Source organism: Cognataquiflexum aquatile (genome assembly GCF_003316845.1).
GTDB classification, from domain to species: domain Bacteria; phylum Bacteroidota; class Bacteroidia; order Cytophagales; family Cyclobacteriaceae; genus Cognataquiflexum; species Cognataquiflexum aquatile.
This window is the reverse complement of record NZ_QMIK01000002.1, coordinates 471,750-491,092: the sequence shown is the minus strand read 5'-3', so window position 1 is coordinate 491,092 and position 19,343 is coordinate 471,750. Positions and strand designations below refer to the sequence as shown.

Below are 19,343 nucleotides of genomic sequence, written 5' to 3'. Positions count from 1 at the left end.
TGAAGGCTAAAAGTAAATAAATTGTCCGGTATCTACATCCATATCCCCTTTTGTAAGCAAGCCTGTCACTATTGTGATTTTCACTTTAGCACCAACAAAGACCTGATCGAGGAGATGGTAGATTCCATCTGCTTGGAATTAGAGCGAAGAAAAGATTTCCTGCCTCAAGGAAGTTCAGTCAAGACAATATATTTTGGCGGCGGTACACCTTCCTTGCTTTCCAAATCCCAATTGGAAAAAATCTTGAATACAGCCACCAAATATTATCCTTTGAATTTGGAAGAAGTGACCTTAGAGGCAAATCCCGATGACCTCAATACTTCAAACCTCCAAAACTGGAAAGCTCTGGGAATCGACAGGTTGAGCATCGGTATACAGACCTTCAATCCTGAGATCCTAAAATTTTATAACCGTGCCCATACAGCGGAGGAATCATTGAAAGCCATCGAATCGGCCAAGTCAACAGGATTTGAAAAGTTATCCGTTGATTTGATCTATGGGTTTCCCTCCGCCAACCATGATATCTGGAAAAAAGACCTCGAGATCGCATTGTCCCAAAACCCCGGACATATCAGCAGCTATTGCCTGACCGTGGAGCCTAGGACGGCATTGGGAAATTGGCACAAAAAAGGAAAGTACAAGGCTGCCTCGGAGGATTTTGCTGCCGAACAGTTTGAAATCCTCATGCAGTCCATGGAAGATGCCGGCTATGTCCAATACGAGATTTCTAACTTTGGGAAGCCTGGACAGTTTGCCCTCCACAATACCAATTATTGGCTTGGTGTTCCTTATCTGGGAATCGGCCCAAGTGCGCATTCTTTTGACGGAAAAAGCCGGGGATCGAATATTGCCAACAATGCCCAGTACATCAAAAAGCTAAAAAACGCGGAATCCATCTATAACAAGGAAATTCTCAGCGGAGAAGATACGGCCAATGATTACATCTTGACTTCTTTGAGAACCATCTGGGGAACAGACCTGACTTATCTAAAGGACAATTCAGGTTATGATCTGGCAGATTTGAAAAACGATACCTTCAAGATGTTAAGGCAAGAAAAACTCATTCTGGAAGAAACCAACAAAATTATCCTGACCAAAAAAGGAAGATTGTTGGCAGACAGCATTGCTGAATCTCTTTTTTTACCTTAAATAAAATTACCTTTGGACATGATGGAAAAGTACGGCAACAACGGAGGAAGAAAGAAAGAAGCGACACCGCTGAAGGAGGCTTTTGATGATTTGCTGAAAGCTTACCGGCTCAAGGATAAATTTGACGAAAGGTTGCTTTTGCAGGCCTGGCCGGAACTGATGGGCAAAATGGTTGCTTCACGCACCACAGGCCTGTATATCAAGGAAAAGAAACTTTTTGTCAAAATCAGCTCCGGACCTGTCAAGAACGAACTGAAAATGAACCGGACCAAAGTCATGGAACTAATCGAATCCAAGTTTGGCAAAGGGGTGATTGAAGATGTTGTTTTTCTTTAAATCAATCCTGCTGCGCAAATACCTTTTTCATTAGGTCTGAAGTTCTTCCCAATGGGTTCTCGCGGATATTTTTTTCTTCCTCCGCAATCAGCACAAACAAACCGTCAATGGCCTTTTGGGTCACATAAGCATTCAGGTCAGGATTGACTTTTTGCTTGGTGAGCGGGATTTTATTGTAGGAATTGGCCAGGTCTCCATAGTACTTGGTCGCACCGACTTCATCCAAGGATGCTTGGATTTTCGGTTTGAAGAGTTCTACCAATTGGGCATTGGTTGTCCTCTTCAAATAATCTGTGGCAGCTGTGGCATCTCCTTTCAATATTCCGAGAGCATCCTGGATATTCATCTGCTTAATAGCATTCACAAAAATCGGCTTTGCCTCGATGGCTGCTCTTTCCGCACCGCGGTTGATGGCGAGCAAGGCCCTGTCCACTTCGCTGCCCAAACCCATATTTCGAAGGGTTTTTTCTACTTTTTGAGCATCCTCAGGAAGGAGGATTTTGATCAGGTCGTTCTTAAAATAACCATCTGTCTTGGATGCCAGGTCAGTCCCCTTCACTATTCCCTGCTCAAGCGCCTCTTTCAATCCCGCAGCAACTTCATCCTGAGACAAAGGAATCTGTCCGGAGGTGACATCTTTGATCAGTTTATTGATTTGGGCGGAGGAGCAACTGTATAGAAAAACAAAAAATATCAGAATAGAAATCTTGTAAAATCGCATATGGTTTTTTAACATTTATTTAGACTTATGGCATTTAACGCTTTCAGGAAAATTAAGTTTGTTTCAGTATTATTGTATTCAATTTCCAAGAATGCTTAAACTCCCTACTCCAAATATCGGTAAAATAAGTATTTTGGTAGCCATCCTGACTTGGTTGGCTTTGCTTTTTGTAGACATCACGAGGATTTTCCAATCAGTAAATCAGATGGAAAATACCCTCGCTCCCGAGATATCCTATATCCTTGAGGTTCTCTTTTTTATTCTTGTTTATGTCTTTTACAATTACTCGATCAACAAAAACGAAAATATTGATTTTCTAAACCTAATCTGGCGCGGTGTATCGACAGGGCTCTTGGCGACCATCATTTCCTTTGGGATCAAAATTTTTTACATAATGTTGGGGGAAAGCAAATTGGGTTCCGATCCTTTGTTGAGTAATTTCTTCTACCATGTCAATTTTGCCTTTATTTCCCTTTTTCTGATTTCAACTTCATTGCTTTGGAAGCACCTGATCCTGTATCAAAAATCCAAAAAGGTGGTGCAGCAATGGCAAGCTTTTGAGGTTTTGATGCTGATGAGTATGTTTTTTGTATTCATCAACAAAAATAACTTCGACTACAGCTTTATTTTCGGATTTGTATTCCTGACGATATTTTCTGCTTCCCTCTCCATCAACCTGAAGTGGATTCCTTACCTGACTTTCAAGGAGAAATGGAAATCCATCCTATTTCTGGTTATTATCTTAGTCTGTACCACTTTTCTATTTTCCAGTTTATCGTCTTACACCGACATCGGAGTTACTTCATTTGTCAACCTGACAGATAATTTGTTTTTGGTCGGGCTTTTTGCCTTTGTATTTATCTATGCCCTGTTCAGTTTTTTGGTGACGTTGTTCAATCTGCCTACCTCTTCAGTCTTTGAGCAAAAACTGGTGGAAGCCATCAATTTTCAAAGGCTAAGCCAATCCATCAAACCCGGACAGGACGAAAACCAGGTCTTGGATATATTGATAGATTCCAGTATGAGTGCCTCCTACGCCGATGGAGGTTGGCTGGAGATATTGGACAAAGACAATATTCCCCAAATGATCCAGAAAAGGTTCATTGATGAGGAAATACGGGAGGAGATTGTGGCTTTGTTCCAAACCATCAAGCCATTCTCGGAGTTTGATTGGTCGATGGAGGATAATGATATCAGGAAATTCTATGGAAAAATTCCCCACAATATCTACAAATCGGCCTTTTTGATTCCTTTGGTAGTCAATAAAAAAACCATCGGAAGGATGTATCTGGTCAAAGAAGTGCGGGATGGGTTCAACAAAGAAATGATCAATATCATCACCACATTTGTCGGGCAGGCCTCCATTTCGGTCGAAAATTACAGGCTGCTCAATGAAGCCATCAAAACAGAAAGGTACAAAGAGGAGTTAAAAATTGCGCAGCGGGTACAGCGGAGTTTATTGCCCAAGGAGCTTCACCACAATGAAAAATTTGAGATTTGCGGATTTTCAGTAGCGGCAGATGAAGTCGGTGGGGATTATTATGAAACCAAAGACCTGGATGAAGGTGTTTTTGCCATTATCATCGGGGACGTCTCCGGTAAAGGTACCTCGGCAGCTTTCAATATGTCCCAGATGAAGGGTATTTTCCACAGTCTGGTTCAGCTCAAACCAAACCCGGGGGAATTTTTGTACAAAGCAAATATTGCCCTGAGCCAATGCCTGGAAAGAAACCACTTTATCACCACTTCCTACTTTCTGTTGGATACCAACCGACAATCCATTAGATATAGCCGTGCAGGACATTGTCCCACCTTGTTTTATGACCACAGTGAGGACAAAGCAGGATACCTGAGTGCGGATGGATTGGGATTGGGAATTGTAAGGAATGCAAATTACAGGAATTACATCCATGAGTCTGAGTTCAGGTACGAAAGCGAGGACATTCTTGTATTGTATACAGACGGCATCATAGAAGCTACCAACAAAAAAGGAGTGGAATTCGGTTATGAAAACCTGAAAGCATCCCTGATGAAATATAAAAATCTGAGTGCAGACCAAATCAAGGAAAGGATTATCAACCAAGTATATCAATTTGTTGGCGAGGGAGGAATTCCCGATGATGACTTTTCGATTATGGTGATCAAGTTTAACCCATAACCAATCATTAACAAAACCGTAATTAGGAAGATGCTTAACATAGAAAAACGTTTAGAAAATGACATTTGGAATCTCATTTTGACCGGGGAGATCGATGCCAGCAACTCCGTCGAATTGGATGCCGCCATCAGTGAGGTGGTTCAGGATGGAGCAAAAAGCATTTTGATTGACTGTGCAGCGCTTGATTATATCTCTTCAGCAGGCTTGGGTGTATTCATGTCCTACCTCGATGAATTTGAAGAAAACAATGTCAAAATGGTCATTTTCGCGCTAAAAGATAAGGTGTTTCAGGTATTTCATATCCTGGGACTTGACCAACTGATCGATATCCGGCCCTCTAAAGAAGAAGCCCTGAAGGGTTAAATATGAATTCCCAATTAAGAGTATATTGCGATACAGCCCAATTGTCTGACCTGAGACAGTTTTTAGAATCTATTCTAAAGGTGACCCAATTGTCTGAAATTGAGCAACATCAAGTGATCTTGGCGGTGGAAGAAGTCTGTGCCAACCTGATCATCCACTCCCATGACTGCAATTCCAATGAATATATTGACCTCAATGTAATTTCTTCCAAAGCATTGATTGTTTTTGAAATTCTGGATTTTGGTGAGGGATTCAATATCCTGGAGTACCAGGAACCTGAGATATCCCAGGTCATCAAATCCAAAAGAAAGGGTGGCCTTGGTATCATCCTGGTGAAAAGGATTATGGATAAAATCGAGTTTGAATCCTTTGAAAACAAAAATATCTGCAGGTTATATAAAATTCTGAATTCCAAATAATTGTTAATTAAGGCATCTTATTAGTCAGTGCCACCCGAATTTTTCAATTTAATTTGTAACATTGCACTTGTTTTCCGGCCTTTCATTTATGATTAATATAAGTCGATTTCTTTATTTACTCCTGATTTTAGCATTTTCATGCAGCCCGAAATCCACAGTTGCGCCGGTAGAAATACAGGAGGATATCCCTTCGCCATTATTGGCCATTGGTGACAATGCCGTATTCGGTGATGAATTTTTGCATATGCTGTCCAAAAACAGGGAATTCAAAAACTCTGAAAACAAGATTTCTGAAGAGGAATTTTTTGAAAACCTGGAACTTTTCATCAATTACAAACTCAAAGTCAAAGAGGCAGAAAGCCTTGGATTGGACAAAACTGAAGAGTTTGAAAGAGAATTCGAAGTGTTCAAAGACGACCTGACCCAGCCATTTTTGATTAAAAATTCCCTGCAGGAAGGTGAACTCATGAAAGCCTACAACCGGATGAAGGAAGTAGTCAAAGCCAGCCATATCCTGTTGCAGTTTCCTCCCAATGCCAGTCAGGCTGATACGATCTCTGTTTTGAGAATGGCACTGAAACTGAAAGAGGAAGCTGAAAACGGTGCAGACTTCAATGAATTGGCATTTGAGCATTCTGATGATCCCTCCGCAAAGGACAATAAAGGAAATCTTGGGTATTTCACCGCCTTACAGATGGTTTCCTCTTTTGAGGATGCTGCTTATTCCATGCAGGTAGGTCAGATTTCTGATCCTATTTTGACCAATTTCGGATACCATATCATCAAATTGGAAGACCGTCAGCCAAATCCCGGCGAAGTAAAAGTTTCCCATATTTTGGTCCGCTCCCAGGGAAATGATCCCGTCACAGAGGAAAGAATTTTAAGAAAAGTAAGTGAAATCTACACCGAACTGCAAAAACCTGAAAGTTCATGGGAAGAAATCTGTGAGCTGTATTCTGAAGATGCAGGCACCAAAAACACAGGAGGTACCTTGCCTTGGATAGGCTTGGGATCCGTCATTCCGGAATTTGAAAGGGCTGCATTTTCATTGCAGGAGGAAGGTGAAATCTCACCTCCGGTCAAAACTCCATTTGGTTACCATATCATCAGATTGGAAGGCAAAAAACCTCTTGCAAGTTATGAGGAAATGGAGTCTTCCATCAAATCAAGGATTCTGAGAGACAGCAGGTCCACCTTGATCCAATCACAGGTAGTGGCTATCCAAAAATCAAAATATGGATTTGTTGAAAATGAAGTATTGGTAGATTCGGTCAATGGCCTGTTTACAACTACTTCCAGGCAGGAAATAGCAGAAATCCTAAAATCAAAAAATCTGTTGGATTCGGTTTTATTCAGCATCAACAACAAACCAAAAACCGTGAAAGGTCTCTTGGATTTTATTGCAGAAGACAAGCAAGTCGTCCGGACCAATCCCCAGAATTATTTCCAAACATGGTTTGACAAGTATGTAGAAGTCAACCTTCAGGAAGCCGAGATCAATGATCTGATGACCAACAATGAGGAATACAGGCTTATGATTCAGGAATACAGAGACGGAATCCTGCTTTTCTCCCTTATGAATGAGCAAGTTTGGCAAAAAGCCATCGAGGACAGCTTGGGTCAGGTGAAATTCTACCAAGAGAATATTTCAAGATACCAATGGAATGAAAGAATTCAGGCCTTGATACTCACGATGGCAAAAGAAGAAAGCATTCCTTCCGTCCGTAAATTTTTGTCTGACAAAAAATACCAGCCCAATTTGGTTGACCGTTTGGAAAATACATTCCTGATCAACAACCCCCTGGCCTTTACGGTATCGGAGGGCATCTTTGAATGGCAGCAACATCCCATCTTGAAAAATGCTGATATGGCACTGAATTTTCAAGAACTGAGGCTGGAAAACAAAACCTACATGGTGGTATTGGGGGAAAAGGTATTGCCCGGCCCAAAGAAATTTGAAGAAACCCGAGGCAAGGTGATACAGGACTATCAGGAATTCCTGGACAAGCAACTTATCTCTACCCTGAAGGAGAAATACGCTGTCCAGATCAATGAAGCAGAAAAACAGAAAATATTTGACCTTGCAGTGGCGAAGTAGTCTCTTGTTTATCCTCCTTTTGGCAACGATTGGGGCATGTGATTTCTTCAGGTTCAAATCCGAAGGAAATGACGAAGAAGACCAAATAATCGCATCAGTAGGAAACCAAAACTTACACTTATCAGAGCTTTCTTTTATCAAATCAGAAAGTAAATCTGAGGAAGACAGTGCAAATATCGCCGAGAGGTATGTTCAGTCTTGGGTAAGAAAGCAACTCCTTATCAAAGAAGCGGGCAAATCAATGGCTTTTGACGAAGCCGAAATCAACAGGAAACTTCTGGACTACAAGTATGCCCTGATGGTCTATGAATTTGAAAAAAAGTATGTGGCGGAAAACCTGAACAACGACGTCAGTCAACAGGAAATTGAAGATTATTACCAGGTCAACAAAGTCAATTTCAGCCTCAAAGAAATTATTGTCAGGGTGAATTTTGTGAAAATCGAAAAAGAATCCCCGCAAAACCGACAGATTGAAAGGTTGCTGCGGTCACAGAATCAAAAAGACAAAGAGTCCTTTAAAGCTTTGGCGGTCAGTGCCGGAGCAAACCATTTTCTTGAGGATTCTACTTGGGTCAGGTTAGATGACATCATTATTGAAACGCCTTTGTCCAACCATCCCAATAAGGTGGAACTGGTTCGAAACAACAAGCATGTGATTACTGATGACGACCGCTACAGGTATTATTTCAGGATATTGGAATACAAATTGCAGGAACAAGTTCCACCACTAGAATTTGTCAGGGATGAAATAACCAAAATCCTGATCAACAAAAGGAGGATTGAACTCGTCGATCAATTACAGAAAGAAGTTTATAACCGAGCACTTGAAAAAAATGAATTCAAAATATATGAGTAGATTAAATTATTTACTGGCCTTTTGTTTCTTGAACCTGACCATGATTCAGGCTATAGCACAGACGGAAGTAAAAACAGAAACTCCCCCTCCCACCGGTCAGGTACTGGATAAAATAGTAGCCAAAGTAAATAATTACATTCTGTTGGAGTCCGAGGTTCAAAAAACCTACATTGAGGCCATTGCACAAGCCCAACAGGACATTCAGCCTCCCACGAGGTGTGAGGTGTTTGAGTCATTGCTTATCAATAAATTGATGATTGCCAAGGCAGAAATTGACTCTGTCATGGTCACAGATGCAGAGGTGATGTTCCAAGCAGACCAAAGGTTCTCCATGGTGATGCAGCAGTTTGGTGGAGACGAAGCCATGCTTGCGCAAGTTTACGGAAAGACCGCTGACCAATTGAAAACTGAGATTCATGACATGTTGAAGGAGCAGCTTATTGTCCAAAAAATGCAGGCAAAAATTACAGAGGGGCTTTCTATCTCTCCTGCTGACGTCCGCAAATTTTACAATGATATTCCAAAGGATTCGCTTCCTTTCTTTTCTGCAGAAGTGATGGTGGGACAGATCGTCAAAAAACCCCAGGTAAACCAAAAAGTAAAAAACGAGATTACAGCCCAACTCAGGGAGCTCAAAAATCAGATCATGGATGGGAAAGCTGATTTTCAGACCCTTGCAAAGCAATATTCACAAGACCCCGGATCAGCACCTTTGGGCGGTGAACTGGGATTTTTCCGAAGGGGTGAACTTGCTCCCGAGTATGAGGCGACAGCGCTTGGCATGGAAGTACTTGAAATCAGCGATCCCGTAGAAACCTCTTTTGGTTTTCACATGATCCAGCTTTTGGAAAAAAGAGGAAACACTTTCAATACCCGCCATATCCTGATCCGCCCCGAACCTTCCGAACAGGATATTCTTGATGCCGAAAGGTTCTTGGACAGCATCAGGACAGCTATCATTTCGGGAAAGATAGATTTTGCAAAAGCTGCAAAAGAAAGCTCTGAAGACAGAGCGACTTCTGACAACGGCGGTTTCTTTGTGGATCCCAACAACAATTCAAGCAGGCTTACACTAAGGACCCTTGATGATCCTGTTTTATACTTCACCTTGGACAGCATGAAAGTCGGCTCTATCACCCCACCGATTCGATTTGAAACCGAAAGGGAAGGACCCCAAGTCAGGATATTGTACTACAAAGAAAGGTTTCCTGCACACCGGGCCAACCTGGAGGACGATTACGAAAAAATGAAAGCCGCCACCAAAAGAAGAAAAGAGGAGGGAATGCTGAGCCGATGGTTTGTCACCGCAAAAGAAGATGTCTTCATCGATTTAGATCCTGCTTATGACAGGTGCGATGTGTTGGGGAAAAAGTAATCAATAGTCCATAGCTGGCAGTCCATAGTCCACAGCCACGCAAATTGCAAATCACCTCGCGTCATCTTGAATCCTAAGTACGATCCCGACAGCTGTACGGGAGAAAGATCTCAAAATAAAAGAGACTCTTCGCTTTACTCAGGGTGACGACCCCAATAATTTCGGCATTGGTCGTTTTTTTTAGGCAGAGGCAGAATAGTCTAAATTCAAAAAAACATACCAATCTTGAAAATTAAAAGAGAAGAGCTCCCCGATTTGGGAAGCTCTTTTTTATTTATACTTTTTCCAAGGCCTGTTGGATATCCCAAATGATATCCGAGTGGTGCTCCACACCAATAGAAAGCCTGACCAACTTTTCACTGATGCCGAGAAGTTTGCGATCGTCTTCTAATACATCACTGTGCGTCATCGTAGCCGGATGCTCCGCAAGGGATTCTGTGCTGCCTAAGGATACGGCAAGCTTCATGAGCTTGAGGTTGTTCAAAAACAAAAACGCTTCCTTTTCTCCTCCCTTGATATCAAATGAGAGCATCGCGCCGGCACAGGTCTGTTGTTTTTTGAAGATGTCATACTGTGGGTCTCCCGGCTCAAGGTGTCCGAGATAATAAACCTTTTCGACCTTTGGATGTGACCTTAGAAAATCCGCCACCTCCACGGCATTGCTTGCCTGCTTGGTCATCCTGACTTTGAGTGTCTCCAGACTCCTCATCAACAGCCATCCTGTCCAAGGGCCGGCCATATTCCCAAGAAATGTCCTTAGCGTCCTCACCCGCTTCATGTGCCTGGAATTGCCTAATACTGCTCCTGCGATCAGGTCAGAATGCCCGCCGATATATTTGGTCGCGGAATACACTATCAAATCCACACCATGCTTCAGCGGATGCTGCCAAAGCGGTCCCATATAGGTATTGTCCACACAGACCACCACTTCTTTTTCAGCGGAGCTCAGACGGTCTGCCACCTCTCTGCATACCGAAAGGTCAAAAAGTGCATTGGTCGGATTGGCAGGGGTTTCGACGTAGACCATTTTTACTTGGGTCGCCAATCCCATATTTGTGACCTTCTCGAGTATTTCGGCAGAAGTTTGGTCTGCGGTAAATCCAATACCATTGATGCCGTATTGGGGGAGAACCTTGTTGATAAAGTGGTCCGTGCCGCCATAGACAGGTTTGCTGTATAGCAATACATCGCCGGGTCTCAAAAACTCCAACATGACCGTGGAAATGGCAGACATGCCGCTCTCAAACACGGCACATTCCTCGGCCTGATCCCAAAGGCATAAGCGCTCTTCCAAAATCTGCAAATCGGGGTTATTGAGTCGGCTGTAGATCAATCCCAACTCCTCGTTGGGCTCTTTTTCTCTTTTGCCATAGGCCACCTGAAAAAAGGCTTTGCCCTCTTCGGCTGTTTTAAAAACAAAAGTACTGGTTTGGAAAATTGGGCATTTTACAGCCCCTTCTGACAATTCAGGCTTATACCCATGAGTCATCATCAAACTCTCAGGCTGGAAATATCTCTCTTGCATTTCATTTGGGTTTATGCAGGCAAATGACAATAAATTATTGAATATTGTCAATAGAGATAAAAAAATATTATTCTGATTTTATAGACAAAACTTTATAATCATTCCTTAAAATCAGAACATAAAATCGCAATTTCTAAAATGGAGAAATTTAATTTCAATTACTTCATTTTTGGGAAGCCTGCAGTTCCTTAAAATAAGGAAAAAATTATCTTACCAAAAGTTTGTGTTTGTACTCTTTTTCCTTGCTTCTGATCGTGATGATATACAATCCTTTTGGAAGTGCCCTGAAGACTATGGTTTCCACTCCCATCTCCGGTTTGGTTTCCTGGATTTCCTTGCCCATGATATCTGCAATTTTTATCAGGCTGACCCCATAAATACCTTCAAAAGAAACCCAAACATCTCCTTGCGATGGGTTTGGATAGATTTTAGTTTTGGAATCTGAAGGTTCTGGTTGTACAGAGGTGATGAAATTGACATTCACCTCTAAAGTAGTTTCGGGACCTGAATTACAGCTGTTCATTGCCTTTACGGATATGGTAAAGTCACCCTGCTTTTTCCATAAAACAGTGATCCTGTTGGTTCCCTGTCCTGAAATTATTTCTGCAGCATTGTCACTGATGAGCCATTGGAAATTGATGTCCACCATATTGGTCACTTCGTAAACTTCCTCTGTCAAGCCCACTCTCTCAGGACCGGTGATATCGGAAGTTTTACTTGGTGGAGCAATTACCTGAATATCTTTGGAGAAAAATGTGCCTTCACCACATGGATTGGTTGGTTTCACTCTCAATACCTTTTGCCCTCCTTCAGTCCATTGAACCTTAACTTTGGCAGTTCCCTGCCCTTCTGTGATGTTTCCTCCGGTGAGTTCCCAAATGAAAATTGTGCCGGGGACATCGTTGACCAAGTATTCCACAGAACCTTGGATACAAACGACTCCTTCACCTTGGATTTCAGTGATATTTTTTGGCGTGGTAGACACCAAGACTTCAAGGCCTTTGGTCCCGCCGTTACCGCAGTTGTTCACCCCTCTTACCAAAACCGCATTTCTTCCAGGTGCGTCCCACCTTACCACAATCCTACTGGTGCCCTGTCCTTCCAAAATAGTTCCCCCATCTACACGCCATTCAAAAATAGCATCGACATCGGTGTTTTGAACCTGATAGACTTGTTGGCTGATACAAATATTGTTTTCTCCAAAAATAACCGTAGGCATTTCAGGAACCTGACAGCTGTAGTTGAATAAGGACCCGTTTTCCCCCACGGCAAAGCCGCTGCTCAGACTCCCAAAACTGATCCCTGCAAAGTCCTGGAATGTTCCGGTAGGCATGTTGGTCCAAGTGAGTCCCCCATCCCGCGTCATCATCATCAGACCCTTTTCCCCGGCAATAAAACCTATTGACTCATCCAAAAATTCTACAGCCGCAAGGTTTTTCGTCTCAGTCAAATTGATTTTGGACCAAGAAACTCCCCGGTCAACGGTTTTTAAAATGGTGCCGTTGTTTCCTACCACTATAGCAGAATTGAGATCCAGGGTATCCAAATCAAATAGGTCTTCCGTAGTAGGAACAGTTACTTTCTGCCACTGCGACCCGTCTTCTGTTCTAGCCAAAAATCCATTTTGCCCGATAACCAGACCCGTAAGCGTATTAAAAAATACCAGGTCCCGGAGTCTTTCCGTAGTTCCTCCGACGGATAGCTTCTCCCAAATCACGCCGGAGTCTGCCGTCTTTGCCATAAATCCGTTTTCGCCCACCGCATAACCTGAGGTATTGTTAAAAAAGTGTAATCCGTAAATGGCATTTTCTGCCGGGGGATTCAAAGAAGTCCAGTTTGCACCCGAATTGGCGGTCCTGAGCGCAATGCCATTGTCACCGGCGATATATCCAAAAGCATTGGTCGTGAAAGCCAAGTCGTGAAATGCACCTGAAACTGGCCTAGACCTGTTGGTAAGTGTGGTTCCGCCATTGGTCGTGACCAAAAACAAACCCCTATCACCAACAATATAGCCAAGCGTCGCCGTCCTAAACTGGGTTGCTTTGTAATTGACATCCAATCCTGTCTGTCTGACTACCCAATTCACGCCTGAGTTGACAGATGAAATGATGGTCCCGTTGGTCCCGACAGTAAAAATCACATTGGAGGTTTTTCTGAAACTTGCCCCAAAATAGGTTTGCGTATTGGAGATATTGACACCGTCAAAAGTCGTCCCTGCATTGGTTGTTCTCAGTACAGTTCCATTTTCTCCCAATACGACCCCAATATTTGGGTTGGTCCTGTTGAAAGACATTGCAGTCAGGTTCCTCTCCGTACCGCTTGTCACGGGACTCCATGTGGTTCCCGCATCTGTTGATTTGACGATTGTCCCACTCTGACCTACTGCAAATCCAATTTTTCCGGAAGAGAAATAGATGTCATTCAGGGGATTGGTTTGCCCTGTATTTTGGATTGACCAATTGTTTCCTGAGTTGAATGTCCTGACGACTTTTCCGTCTGCAGTGGCCACATAACCTGTGTCCTGATTGGCAAAAAACAAACGCTTCAGGTCAACGGTGGTTCCCACAGATTGCTTTGCCCAACTTTGTCCGCTGTTGGTAGAGCGGTACACTTCCCCACCATCACCCACGGCATATGCCCGGGTTTGGGTTAAAAACTTTACGCTTCGCAATGTCTTGTCTGTCCCTACATTAATCAGCTGCCAATTGGTCCCTCCGTCCGTCGTGCGGAAGATCTCACCCATTTCACCCACCATCAAGCCGAGGTTTTCATCAAAAAAATCAACTGCCCACATTCTGGTTTTGGTGGGAGCTTCCTGTTCGGTCCAACTCAATCCACCGTCTATGGTTTTTAAAATAACCTGGTTGCCGGAAACAAAGCCCGTTTCCTCTGTTGCCCAGGAAATCCCTGTCAATTGGTTTCCGCGACCACCTACTCTTTTCCAGGTTTGGGAATAGCCAAAAGAGTGGATAAGGATAAAAATCAGAAGAGTTATGAAGCGTTTTGTCATCAATAATGGGGATTCAACACACGCAAAAATAGGACTTAAAACCAAAAATGAAAGGTTTCGGAATCGTCAGCAAGGTTTGAAACCTTTATTCTTAGTAGATTCGGGATACAAACAGCAATAAACTTTTTATTAACTCATCTTTTAGCCTTATTTTTATCCATATTAAATTAAAAAAAAATGAAAAAAATATTCGAGTTTTTGTTGATGGTATCCCTTTTATCTTCCTGTGGATCAAATGAAAGGGTGAGTAAGGAGGTTTTTGAGGAGGTAAACAAAAGCATGGAAGTCAAAAAACTCAATGAGGCAGACATCCTTCAGGCAGGCATGAAGTGGGGGGATGAAATGAGCACCGAAGCGCAGCAGCAATTGGTCAGCTCCTTACAAAAAGCGATTAAAGAAAAAGGTGTTCCGGGTGCCATCCAATTTTGTAATGTACAGGCCCTTCCGATCTTGGCAGAAGTAAGTCAAAAATACGGGGTAACCATTCGCAGGGTATCCAACCAATTCCGTAATCCCAAAGACCAACCTACTGAGGAAGAAAAGGGGATATTGGAAGCCTATGAATACAATGCTGAAAATAACCTTGCACTTGACCCAAGTATCCAAAAGTTTGAAAACGGAGAAGTCTATCTGTATACCAAAGCCATCAAAATACCCAATGGCATGTGTCTCAATTGCCATGGTGAACCCGGAACTGACATCAGTGCCGAAACGCAAAAAGACCTTGCCGAACTGTATCCCGGAGACAAGGCCACTGGACACAAAATCGGTGACCTGAGAGGGATGTGGAGCATCCGGATTCCAAAGAAAGAGGTTGTCAAGAAAATGTAATTGTCTTGTGGTTAGCGGCTTTCCTGCCGGTAGGGCAATATTCTGCTTCAGGCGGGACGGAAGACCGAAGACACAAGTAGGAAGTAGGAAGTGGGAAGTTGGAAGTCAGAAGTGGGAAGTTGGAAGTCAGAAGTTAGAAGTTAGAAGTCCCCAGCCTGTCGTCGGGCAGGGATGTAACGGATAGCAGGGTCTGCTTCTTTGAAATATTATAGGTAATCCATTTATTGGTATCAATGCACATCCATATAAGCCTCTCATATCATGAAAAAACTCCAAAGTCCTTCATTTTTTAAAAAATTGACTGTGCTCTTTTTTTTGACTTTCATTCTTGGCTTCCAAAATTTATTTGCCGAGACAGAAAAGCAACATGTCCTGATCATCCTGGCGCATCCCAATCCTGAAAGTTTCAACCACGCCATTTCCAAAACTGTGGAAGAAAGGTTGATCCAAAAAGGCCATCTTGTCCGTGTCCGGGATTTATACCAAATGGGTTTCGATCCCATTCTTTCCCTGGAAGAGTGGAAAAGGTACGAATCCCAAGCCGGAGAAACTTCAGCAGATGTGAAAGCCGAACAGGCCGAAATCCAATGGGCGAATCACCTGATCCTGATCTATCCGACTTGGTGGTGGTCACCCCCGGCGATGATGAAGGGATATTTGGACCGGGTATTTACGCCTGTATTTGCATTTGAAGCCGATGTAGCAGGAATAAGGGGAAAGCTCCGAGACAAAAAGGTCAGTATCATTCAGACCACAGGTGCGGATGAAACATTTATCCAAGAAAATGGCATGGATGAATCCGTGAGGAAATTGATGGGGATCGGGATTTTTGGGTTCTGCGGCATGCAGGTCGCGAATCATGAGTTTTTGATGGGGATATCGGGGAAATCTTACGATGAACTCAAAGTCGTACTGACAGAGGTAGATGCGATGGTGAGTGAGTGGTTTTAAAAGGGTCGACAGATCATAGTCGATAGTCCAAGGTAGACAGTCCTCGGACGGTTATGGTAGGCATCTACTTTTTCCAAGAAAGCAATGGACAATATTATCCCCTAAAAAGTGGCGGTGCAGTCAGGGTTTTGGAGGTGTGAAAAGGGTAGGGAAAATCAATGAAAAATGACGAATTAAAAATTCCTGAAAACAGGAAGGTGGAATTTAAAAATACACCTAGCCTGGGTAATTCGGGAGGAATATGTAGGGTTCTATAAAGCCAGTATAGCTCCTATTCCTTTCCTGTGTGGAATCTGTAACTTAATACCTTCCAAACTCTCTCCATTTAAAGCATAAAAAAAGGACACTATTTCTAGTATCCTTCGAAGTAGCGACAACAGCCCCGATAGCCATCTCGGGTCGAACCTTTGGCCTTTCTATCCCATTTAAATTCTTATCCAAAAGGCAATAAAAAAAGGATACTATTTCTAGTATCCTTGTAGTAGCGGGAACAGGACTCGAACCTGTGACCTTCGGGTTATGAGCCCGACGAGCTACCAACTGCTCCATCCCGCGATTTGTGGTACAAAAGTAAGGGTATTTATCAAAAAAACAAAGACCTCCTCCTAAAAAACATTTTTGGTCTGCAAATAATGACAATTTCCTCTTCAATCAAAGGCAGTTTCAAACAGACATTTTCCCGGTTTTCCCGAAACCAAAAACCCCTTAACAGGGAATAAAGACGGGTTTTTCCGAATTTTATTTGGTCACTTTCTGAAACCCCTCATCGTTCTACAAAAAAATCAAGTACCTTTGCAGAAAAAAATTATTGTCATGACCGAAAACACACATAAAGCAGGCTTTGTAAACATCATTGGAAAACCCAATGTCGGCAAATCAACGCTTATGAATGTGCTTATCGGTGAGCGACTTTCGATCATTTCTTCCAAGGCACAGACCACCCGTCACCGGATTATGGGACTTATCAATGACGAGCACTATCAGATTGTATTCTCTGATACTCCCGGCATGCTGAAGCCCAAATACGAGCTTCACAAAAGCATGATGAGTTTTGTCCACATGTCATTGGAAGATGCAGATGTGATTCTTTTCGTAACCGATCTATATGAATCCGACGAGGAAATAGAAGACGTAATTGAAAAGATCAACCATTCCGGAGTTCCCATACTGCTTGTCATCAACAAGATTGACCTTTCTAAAGAAGGGCAGCTTGAAGCAGTGACAGCCTATTGGACCCAAAGAATCAAAGCAGATACCGTTATCCCCATTTCTGCCACCGAAAGTTTCAACACCGAGCGCATTCTACAGGAAATCCTCGACAGGCTTCCCTTTCACGCACCCTTTTATGATAAGGATGAACTTACCGACAAGCCAGAGCGTTTCTTTGCTTCTGAAATCATACGTGAGAAAATCTTCATCAACTACAAAAAGGAAATCCCTTACAGTTCAGAGGTGTCCATTGAGGATTTTTTCGAAGAAGAAAAAATCATCCGCATCCGGGCAGTCATCTATGTAGAGCGAGACAGCCAAAAGGGAATAATCATCGGTGAAGGCGGCAAAGCGCTCAAGAGGGTCGGAACCCAAGCGAGGCATGAAATGGAAAAATTCTTTGGCAAAAAAATCTTCCTCGAAACCTTCGTCAAGGTGGAAGATGACTGGAGAAAGGATAAAAATAAATTGAGAAAATTTGGTTACGACCAATAAGAAAATAAAAAAATGGCAAATATAGTAGCAATAGTTGGGCGGCCGAATGTAGGCAAATCTACCTTTTTCAATAGGTTGGTAGAAGAGAGAAAGGCCATTGAGGACAATGTCAGCGGGGTAACCCGTGACAGGCATTATGGCCATGCACAGTGGGGAGGAAAGTATTTTTCTGTCATAGATACCGGTGGATACGTGATCGGATCAGATGATGTCTTCGAAGCAGAAATCAGAAAACAGGTGAAGTTGGCCATAGAAGAAGCCAACGTGATCCTTTTTGTGGTAGACTGCCTGGATGGATTGACAGATTTGGACAAGGATTTTGCAGCGGAACTGCGGTCTTCCAAAAAGCCTATTTTCATCGTGGCCAACAAAGCTGACAGCCCGGAGAAGTCCATGTTGGCGGCAGAGTTTTATGGTTTGGGATTGGGTGACAATGACGTCTATCCGATTGCAGCAGTCAGCGGAAGCGGTACAGGTGACCTATTGGATGAAGTGATCAAACATTTTCCCGATGAAGGGGAAGAAGATCCGGATGCGGGAATACCTAAAATCGCCATTTTGGGAAGACCCAATGTGGGAAAATCTTCTTTCCTCAATGCCCTTTTGGGACAGGAAAGGTCCATCGTGACCGATGAAGCAGGAACTACACGGGATGCTATCCACACGAGGTACAAACTCTTTGGTCAGGATTTTATCATCACCGATACAGCAGGGATCCGGAAAAAAGCGAAGGTAAAAGAAGACATCGAGTTTTATTCGGTGATGCGCTCTTTACGGACTTTGGAAGAATCCGATGTGTTGATCATCATCATTGATGCCACGAGGGGTTTGGAGGCGCAGGATGTGAACCTGATTTCCTTGGGAATCAAAAACAACAAAGGCATTGTCATCATGGTCAATAAGTGGGATCTGATCGAAAAAGACCACAAGACCATGGACAAGATCAAAAAGGAGATGATCGAAAAGTTGGGCGAAAACAAGTGGATTCCCATCATTTTCACATCTGTGGAAGAAAAGCAACGGATCATGCAGGCGATTGAACTGGCAGTGAAAGTCTATGAAAACAAGACCAAAAAGGTGCCTACTTCAAAGCTGAATGACATCATGTTGCCGGAAATTGAGAAATATCCGCCACCGGCTTGGAAAGGAAAGTACATCAAGATTAAATATATTACCCAACTCCCTACCAAAAACCCGGTTTTCGCGTTTTTCTGTAACCTGCCCCAGTATATCAAAGATCCCTACAACAGGTATCTGGAAAACCGGATCCGTGAAAATTTCGATTTTGATGGAGTCCCAATCAAGATTACTTATAAAAAGAAATAAGATTTTGTGGTTATCCGCTTCTTTGCCAATAACCCCGTATTCTTCTTCATGCTGGACAGAAGACCGAAGTCGGAAGACCCCCGCCTGCCGTCGGGCAGGGATGTAACGTAAATTTCAGCCTCGTGCCAAGAATTATATTGACTTCTACTTTACCGGCATCTTTGCGTGCATACATTTAAATTATTTTTGATGAATTGCTTGATAATATGATGGATGGCATTACCTTTGCAACCTGATTCAAAAATCAAGAAAAAAATTATGAAAAAGGTATTTGCAATGTTCGCTGTAGCAGGTTTATTATTCACTGCTTCTTGCGGAAACAAAGAAGTTACAGAAGAAACTACTGAAGAAGTAGAAGTTGTCATCGAAGAGACTGAAGAAGCTGTTGAAGAGACAGTTGAAGAAACTACTGAAGAGGTTGAAGGTGCTACTGAAGAAGTTAAAGAAGAGGTTAAAGAAGAAGTTAAAGGTTAATTCCTTCCTATTCTCAAGAAAGTCCCACAGAAATGTGGGACTTTTTT

General features: G+C 42.8%; 17 protein-coding genes and 1 tRNA gene. 13 read left to right on the top strand and 5 right to left on the bottom strand.

Annotation, left to right across the window (positions count from 1 at the left end; all coding sequences use genetic code 11):
* Positions 1-21: 21 nt before the first annotated feature.
* Both hemW and DQW11_RS08615 read left to right on the top strand, forming a co-directional pair.
* On the top strand, positions 22-1,149 hold the full coding sequence (gene hemW, locus DQW11_RS08620) for a radical SAM family heme chaperone HemW (protein WP_113923639.1): 1,128 nt from the start codon (positions 22-24) through the stop codon (positions 1,147-1,149).
* Positions 1,150-1,170: 21 nt separating this feature from the next.
* Positions 1,171-1,485 carry a DUF721 domain-containing protein gene (locus DQW11_RS08615; RefSeq protein ID WP_113923728.1) on the top strand — a complete coding sequence of 105 codons (315 nt, stop codon included), beginning with the start codon at positions 1,171-1,173 and terminating at the stop codon, positions 1,483-1,485.
* A gap of 1 nt (position 1,486) precedes the next feature.
* Here the strand turns inward: DQW11_RS08615 and DQW11_RS08610 are convergent, their stop codons facing one another.
* Positions 1,487-2,206, bottom strand: a complete 720-nt coding sequence (locus DQW11_RS08610; protein ID WP_113923727.1) for a DUF4197 domain-containing protein — start codon at positions 2,204-2,206, stop codon at positions 1,487-1,489.
* 91 nt (positions 2,207-2,297) lie between these two features.
* Between DQW11_RS08610 and DQW11_RS08605 the strand changes: the two genes are divergently transcribed.
* From DQW11_RS08605 to DQW11_RS08580, 6 genes are all read left to right on the top strand, one after another.
* Entirely contained in the window at positions 2,298-4,364 is a 2,067-nt protein-coding gene (locus tag DQW11_RS08605; RefSeq protein WP_113923638.1) for a GAF domain-containing SpoIIE family protein phosphatase, read from the top strand.
* Between the two features lie 30 nt (positions 4,365-4,394).
* Positions 4,395-4,727 carry an STAS domain-containing protein gene (locus DQW11_RS08600; protein WP_113923637.1) on the top strand — a complete coding sequence of 111 codons (333 nt, stop codon included), beginning with the start codon at positions 4,395-4,397 and terminating at the stop codon, positions 4,725-4,727.
* A 2-nt stretch (positions 4,728-4,729) separates the two neighbouring features.
* Positions 4,730-5,146, top strand: a complete 417-nt coding sequence (locus DQW11_RS08595) for an ATP-binding protein (protein ID WP_113923636.1) — start codon at positions 4,730-4,732, stop codon at positions 5,144-5,146.
* Positions 5,147-5,234: 88 nt separating this feature from the next.
* Complete coding sequence (locus tag DQW11_RS08590; RefSeq protein WP_113923635.1) at positions 5,235-7,244, top strand: peptidylprolyl isomerase; 2,010 nt, start codon at positions 5,235-5,237, stop codon at positions 7,242-7,244.
* The gene (locus tag DQW11_RS08585) at positions 7,198-8,100 is read left to right on the top strand and encodes a peptidylprolyl isomerase (protein ID WP_113923634.1); all 903 of its coding nucleotides are present in this window, start codon (positions 7,198-7,200) and stop codon (positions 8,098-8,100) included. Before DQW11_RS08590 ends, DQW11_RS08585 begins: the two co-directional genes overlap by 47 nt.
* The gene (locus DQW11_RS08580; RefSeq protein ID WP_113923726.1) at positions 8,093-9,475 is read left to right on the top strand and encodes a peptidylprolyl isomerase; all 1,383 of its coding nucleotides are present in this window, start codon (positions 8,093-8,095) and stop codon (positions 9,473-9,475) included. Before DQW11_RS08585 ends, DQW11_RS08580 begins: the two co-directional genes overlap by 8 nt.
* Positions 9,476-9,749: 274 nt before the next feature.
* Here DQW11_RS08580 and DQW11_RS08575 read toward each other — a convergent pair whose 3' ends face one another.
* Positions 9,750-11,000: a cystathionine gamma-synthase family protein gene (locus tag DQW11_RS08575; RefSeq protein ID WP_113923633.1), complete on the bottom strand. Its 1,251-nt coding sequence runs from the start codon at positions 10,998-11,000 to the stop codon at positions 9,750-9,752.
* Between the two features lie 205 nt (positions 11,001-11,205).
* A complete protein-coding gene (locus tag DQW11_RS08570) occupies positions 11,206-14,010 on the bottom strand; it encodes a YCF48-related protein (RefSeq protein WP_113923632.1) in 2,805 nt (934 codons plus the stop codon).
* 177 nt (positions 14,011-14,187) lie between these two features.
* Between DQW11_RS08570 and DQW11_RS08565 the strand changes: the two genes are divergently transcribed.
* A complete protein-coding gene (locus DQW11_RS08565) occupies positions 14,188-14,841 on the top strand; it encodes a Tll0287-like domain-containing protein (RefSeq protein WP_113923631.1) in 654 nt (217 codons plus the stop codon).
* A 261-nt stretch (positions 14,842-15,102) separates the two neighbouring features.
* Positions 15,103-15,792, top strand: coding sequence for an NAD(P)H-dependent oxidoreductase (locus tag DQW11_RS08560; RefSeq protein ID WP_113923630.1), 690 nt, complete (start codon positions 15,103-15,105; stop codon positions 15,790-15,792).
* A 482-nt stretch (positions 15,793-16,274) separates the two neighbouring features.
* On the opposite strand, the gene DQW11_RS08555 is transcribed toward DQW11_RS08560, so the two are convergent.
* Positions 16,275-16,347: transfer RNA gene (locus DQW11_RS08555), tRNA-Met, on the bottom strand.
* A gap of 258 nt (positions 16,348-16,605) precedes the next feature.
* Here DQW11_RS08555 and era point away from each other — a divergent pair.
* Positions 16,606-17,496: a GTPase Era gene (era, locus tag DQW11_RS08550; protein ID WP_113923629.1), complete on the top strand. Its 891-nt coding sequence runs from the start codon at positions 16,606-16,608 to the stop codon at positions 17,494-17,496.
* 12 nt (positions 17,497-17,508) lie between these two features.
* Positions 17,509-18,822, top strand: coding sequence for a ribosome biogenesis GTPase Der (gene der / locus DQW11_RS08545; protein WP_113923628.1), 1,314 nt, complete (start codon positions 17,509-17,511; stop codon positions 18,820-18,822).
* A 46-nt stretch (positions 18,823-18,868) separates the two neighbouring features.
* On the opposite strand, the gene DQW11_RS22535 is transcribed toward der, so the two are convergent.
* A complete protein-coding gene (locus tag DQW11_RS22535; protein ID WP_262511051.1) occupies positions 18,869-18,997 on the bottom strand; it encodes a hypothetical protein in 129 nt (42 codons plus the stop codon).
* Between the two features lie 83 nt (positions 18,998-19,080).
* On the opposite strand from DQW11_RS22535, the gene DQW11_RS08540 reads away from it, so the two are divergent.
* Positions 19,081-19,296 (top strand): hypothetical protein, encoded by a 216-nt coding sequence (locus DQW11_RS08540; protein ID WP_113923725.1) that lies wholly within the window; start codon positions 19,081-19,083, stop codon positions 19,294-19,296.
* The last annotated feature ends 47 nt before the right edge of the window (positions 19,297-19,343 follow it).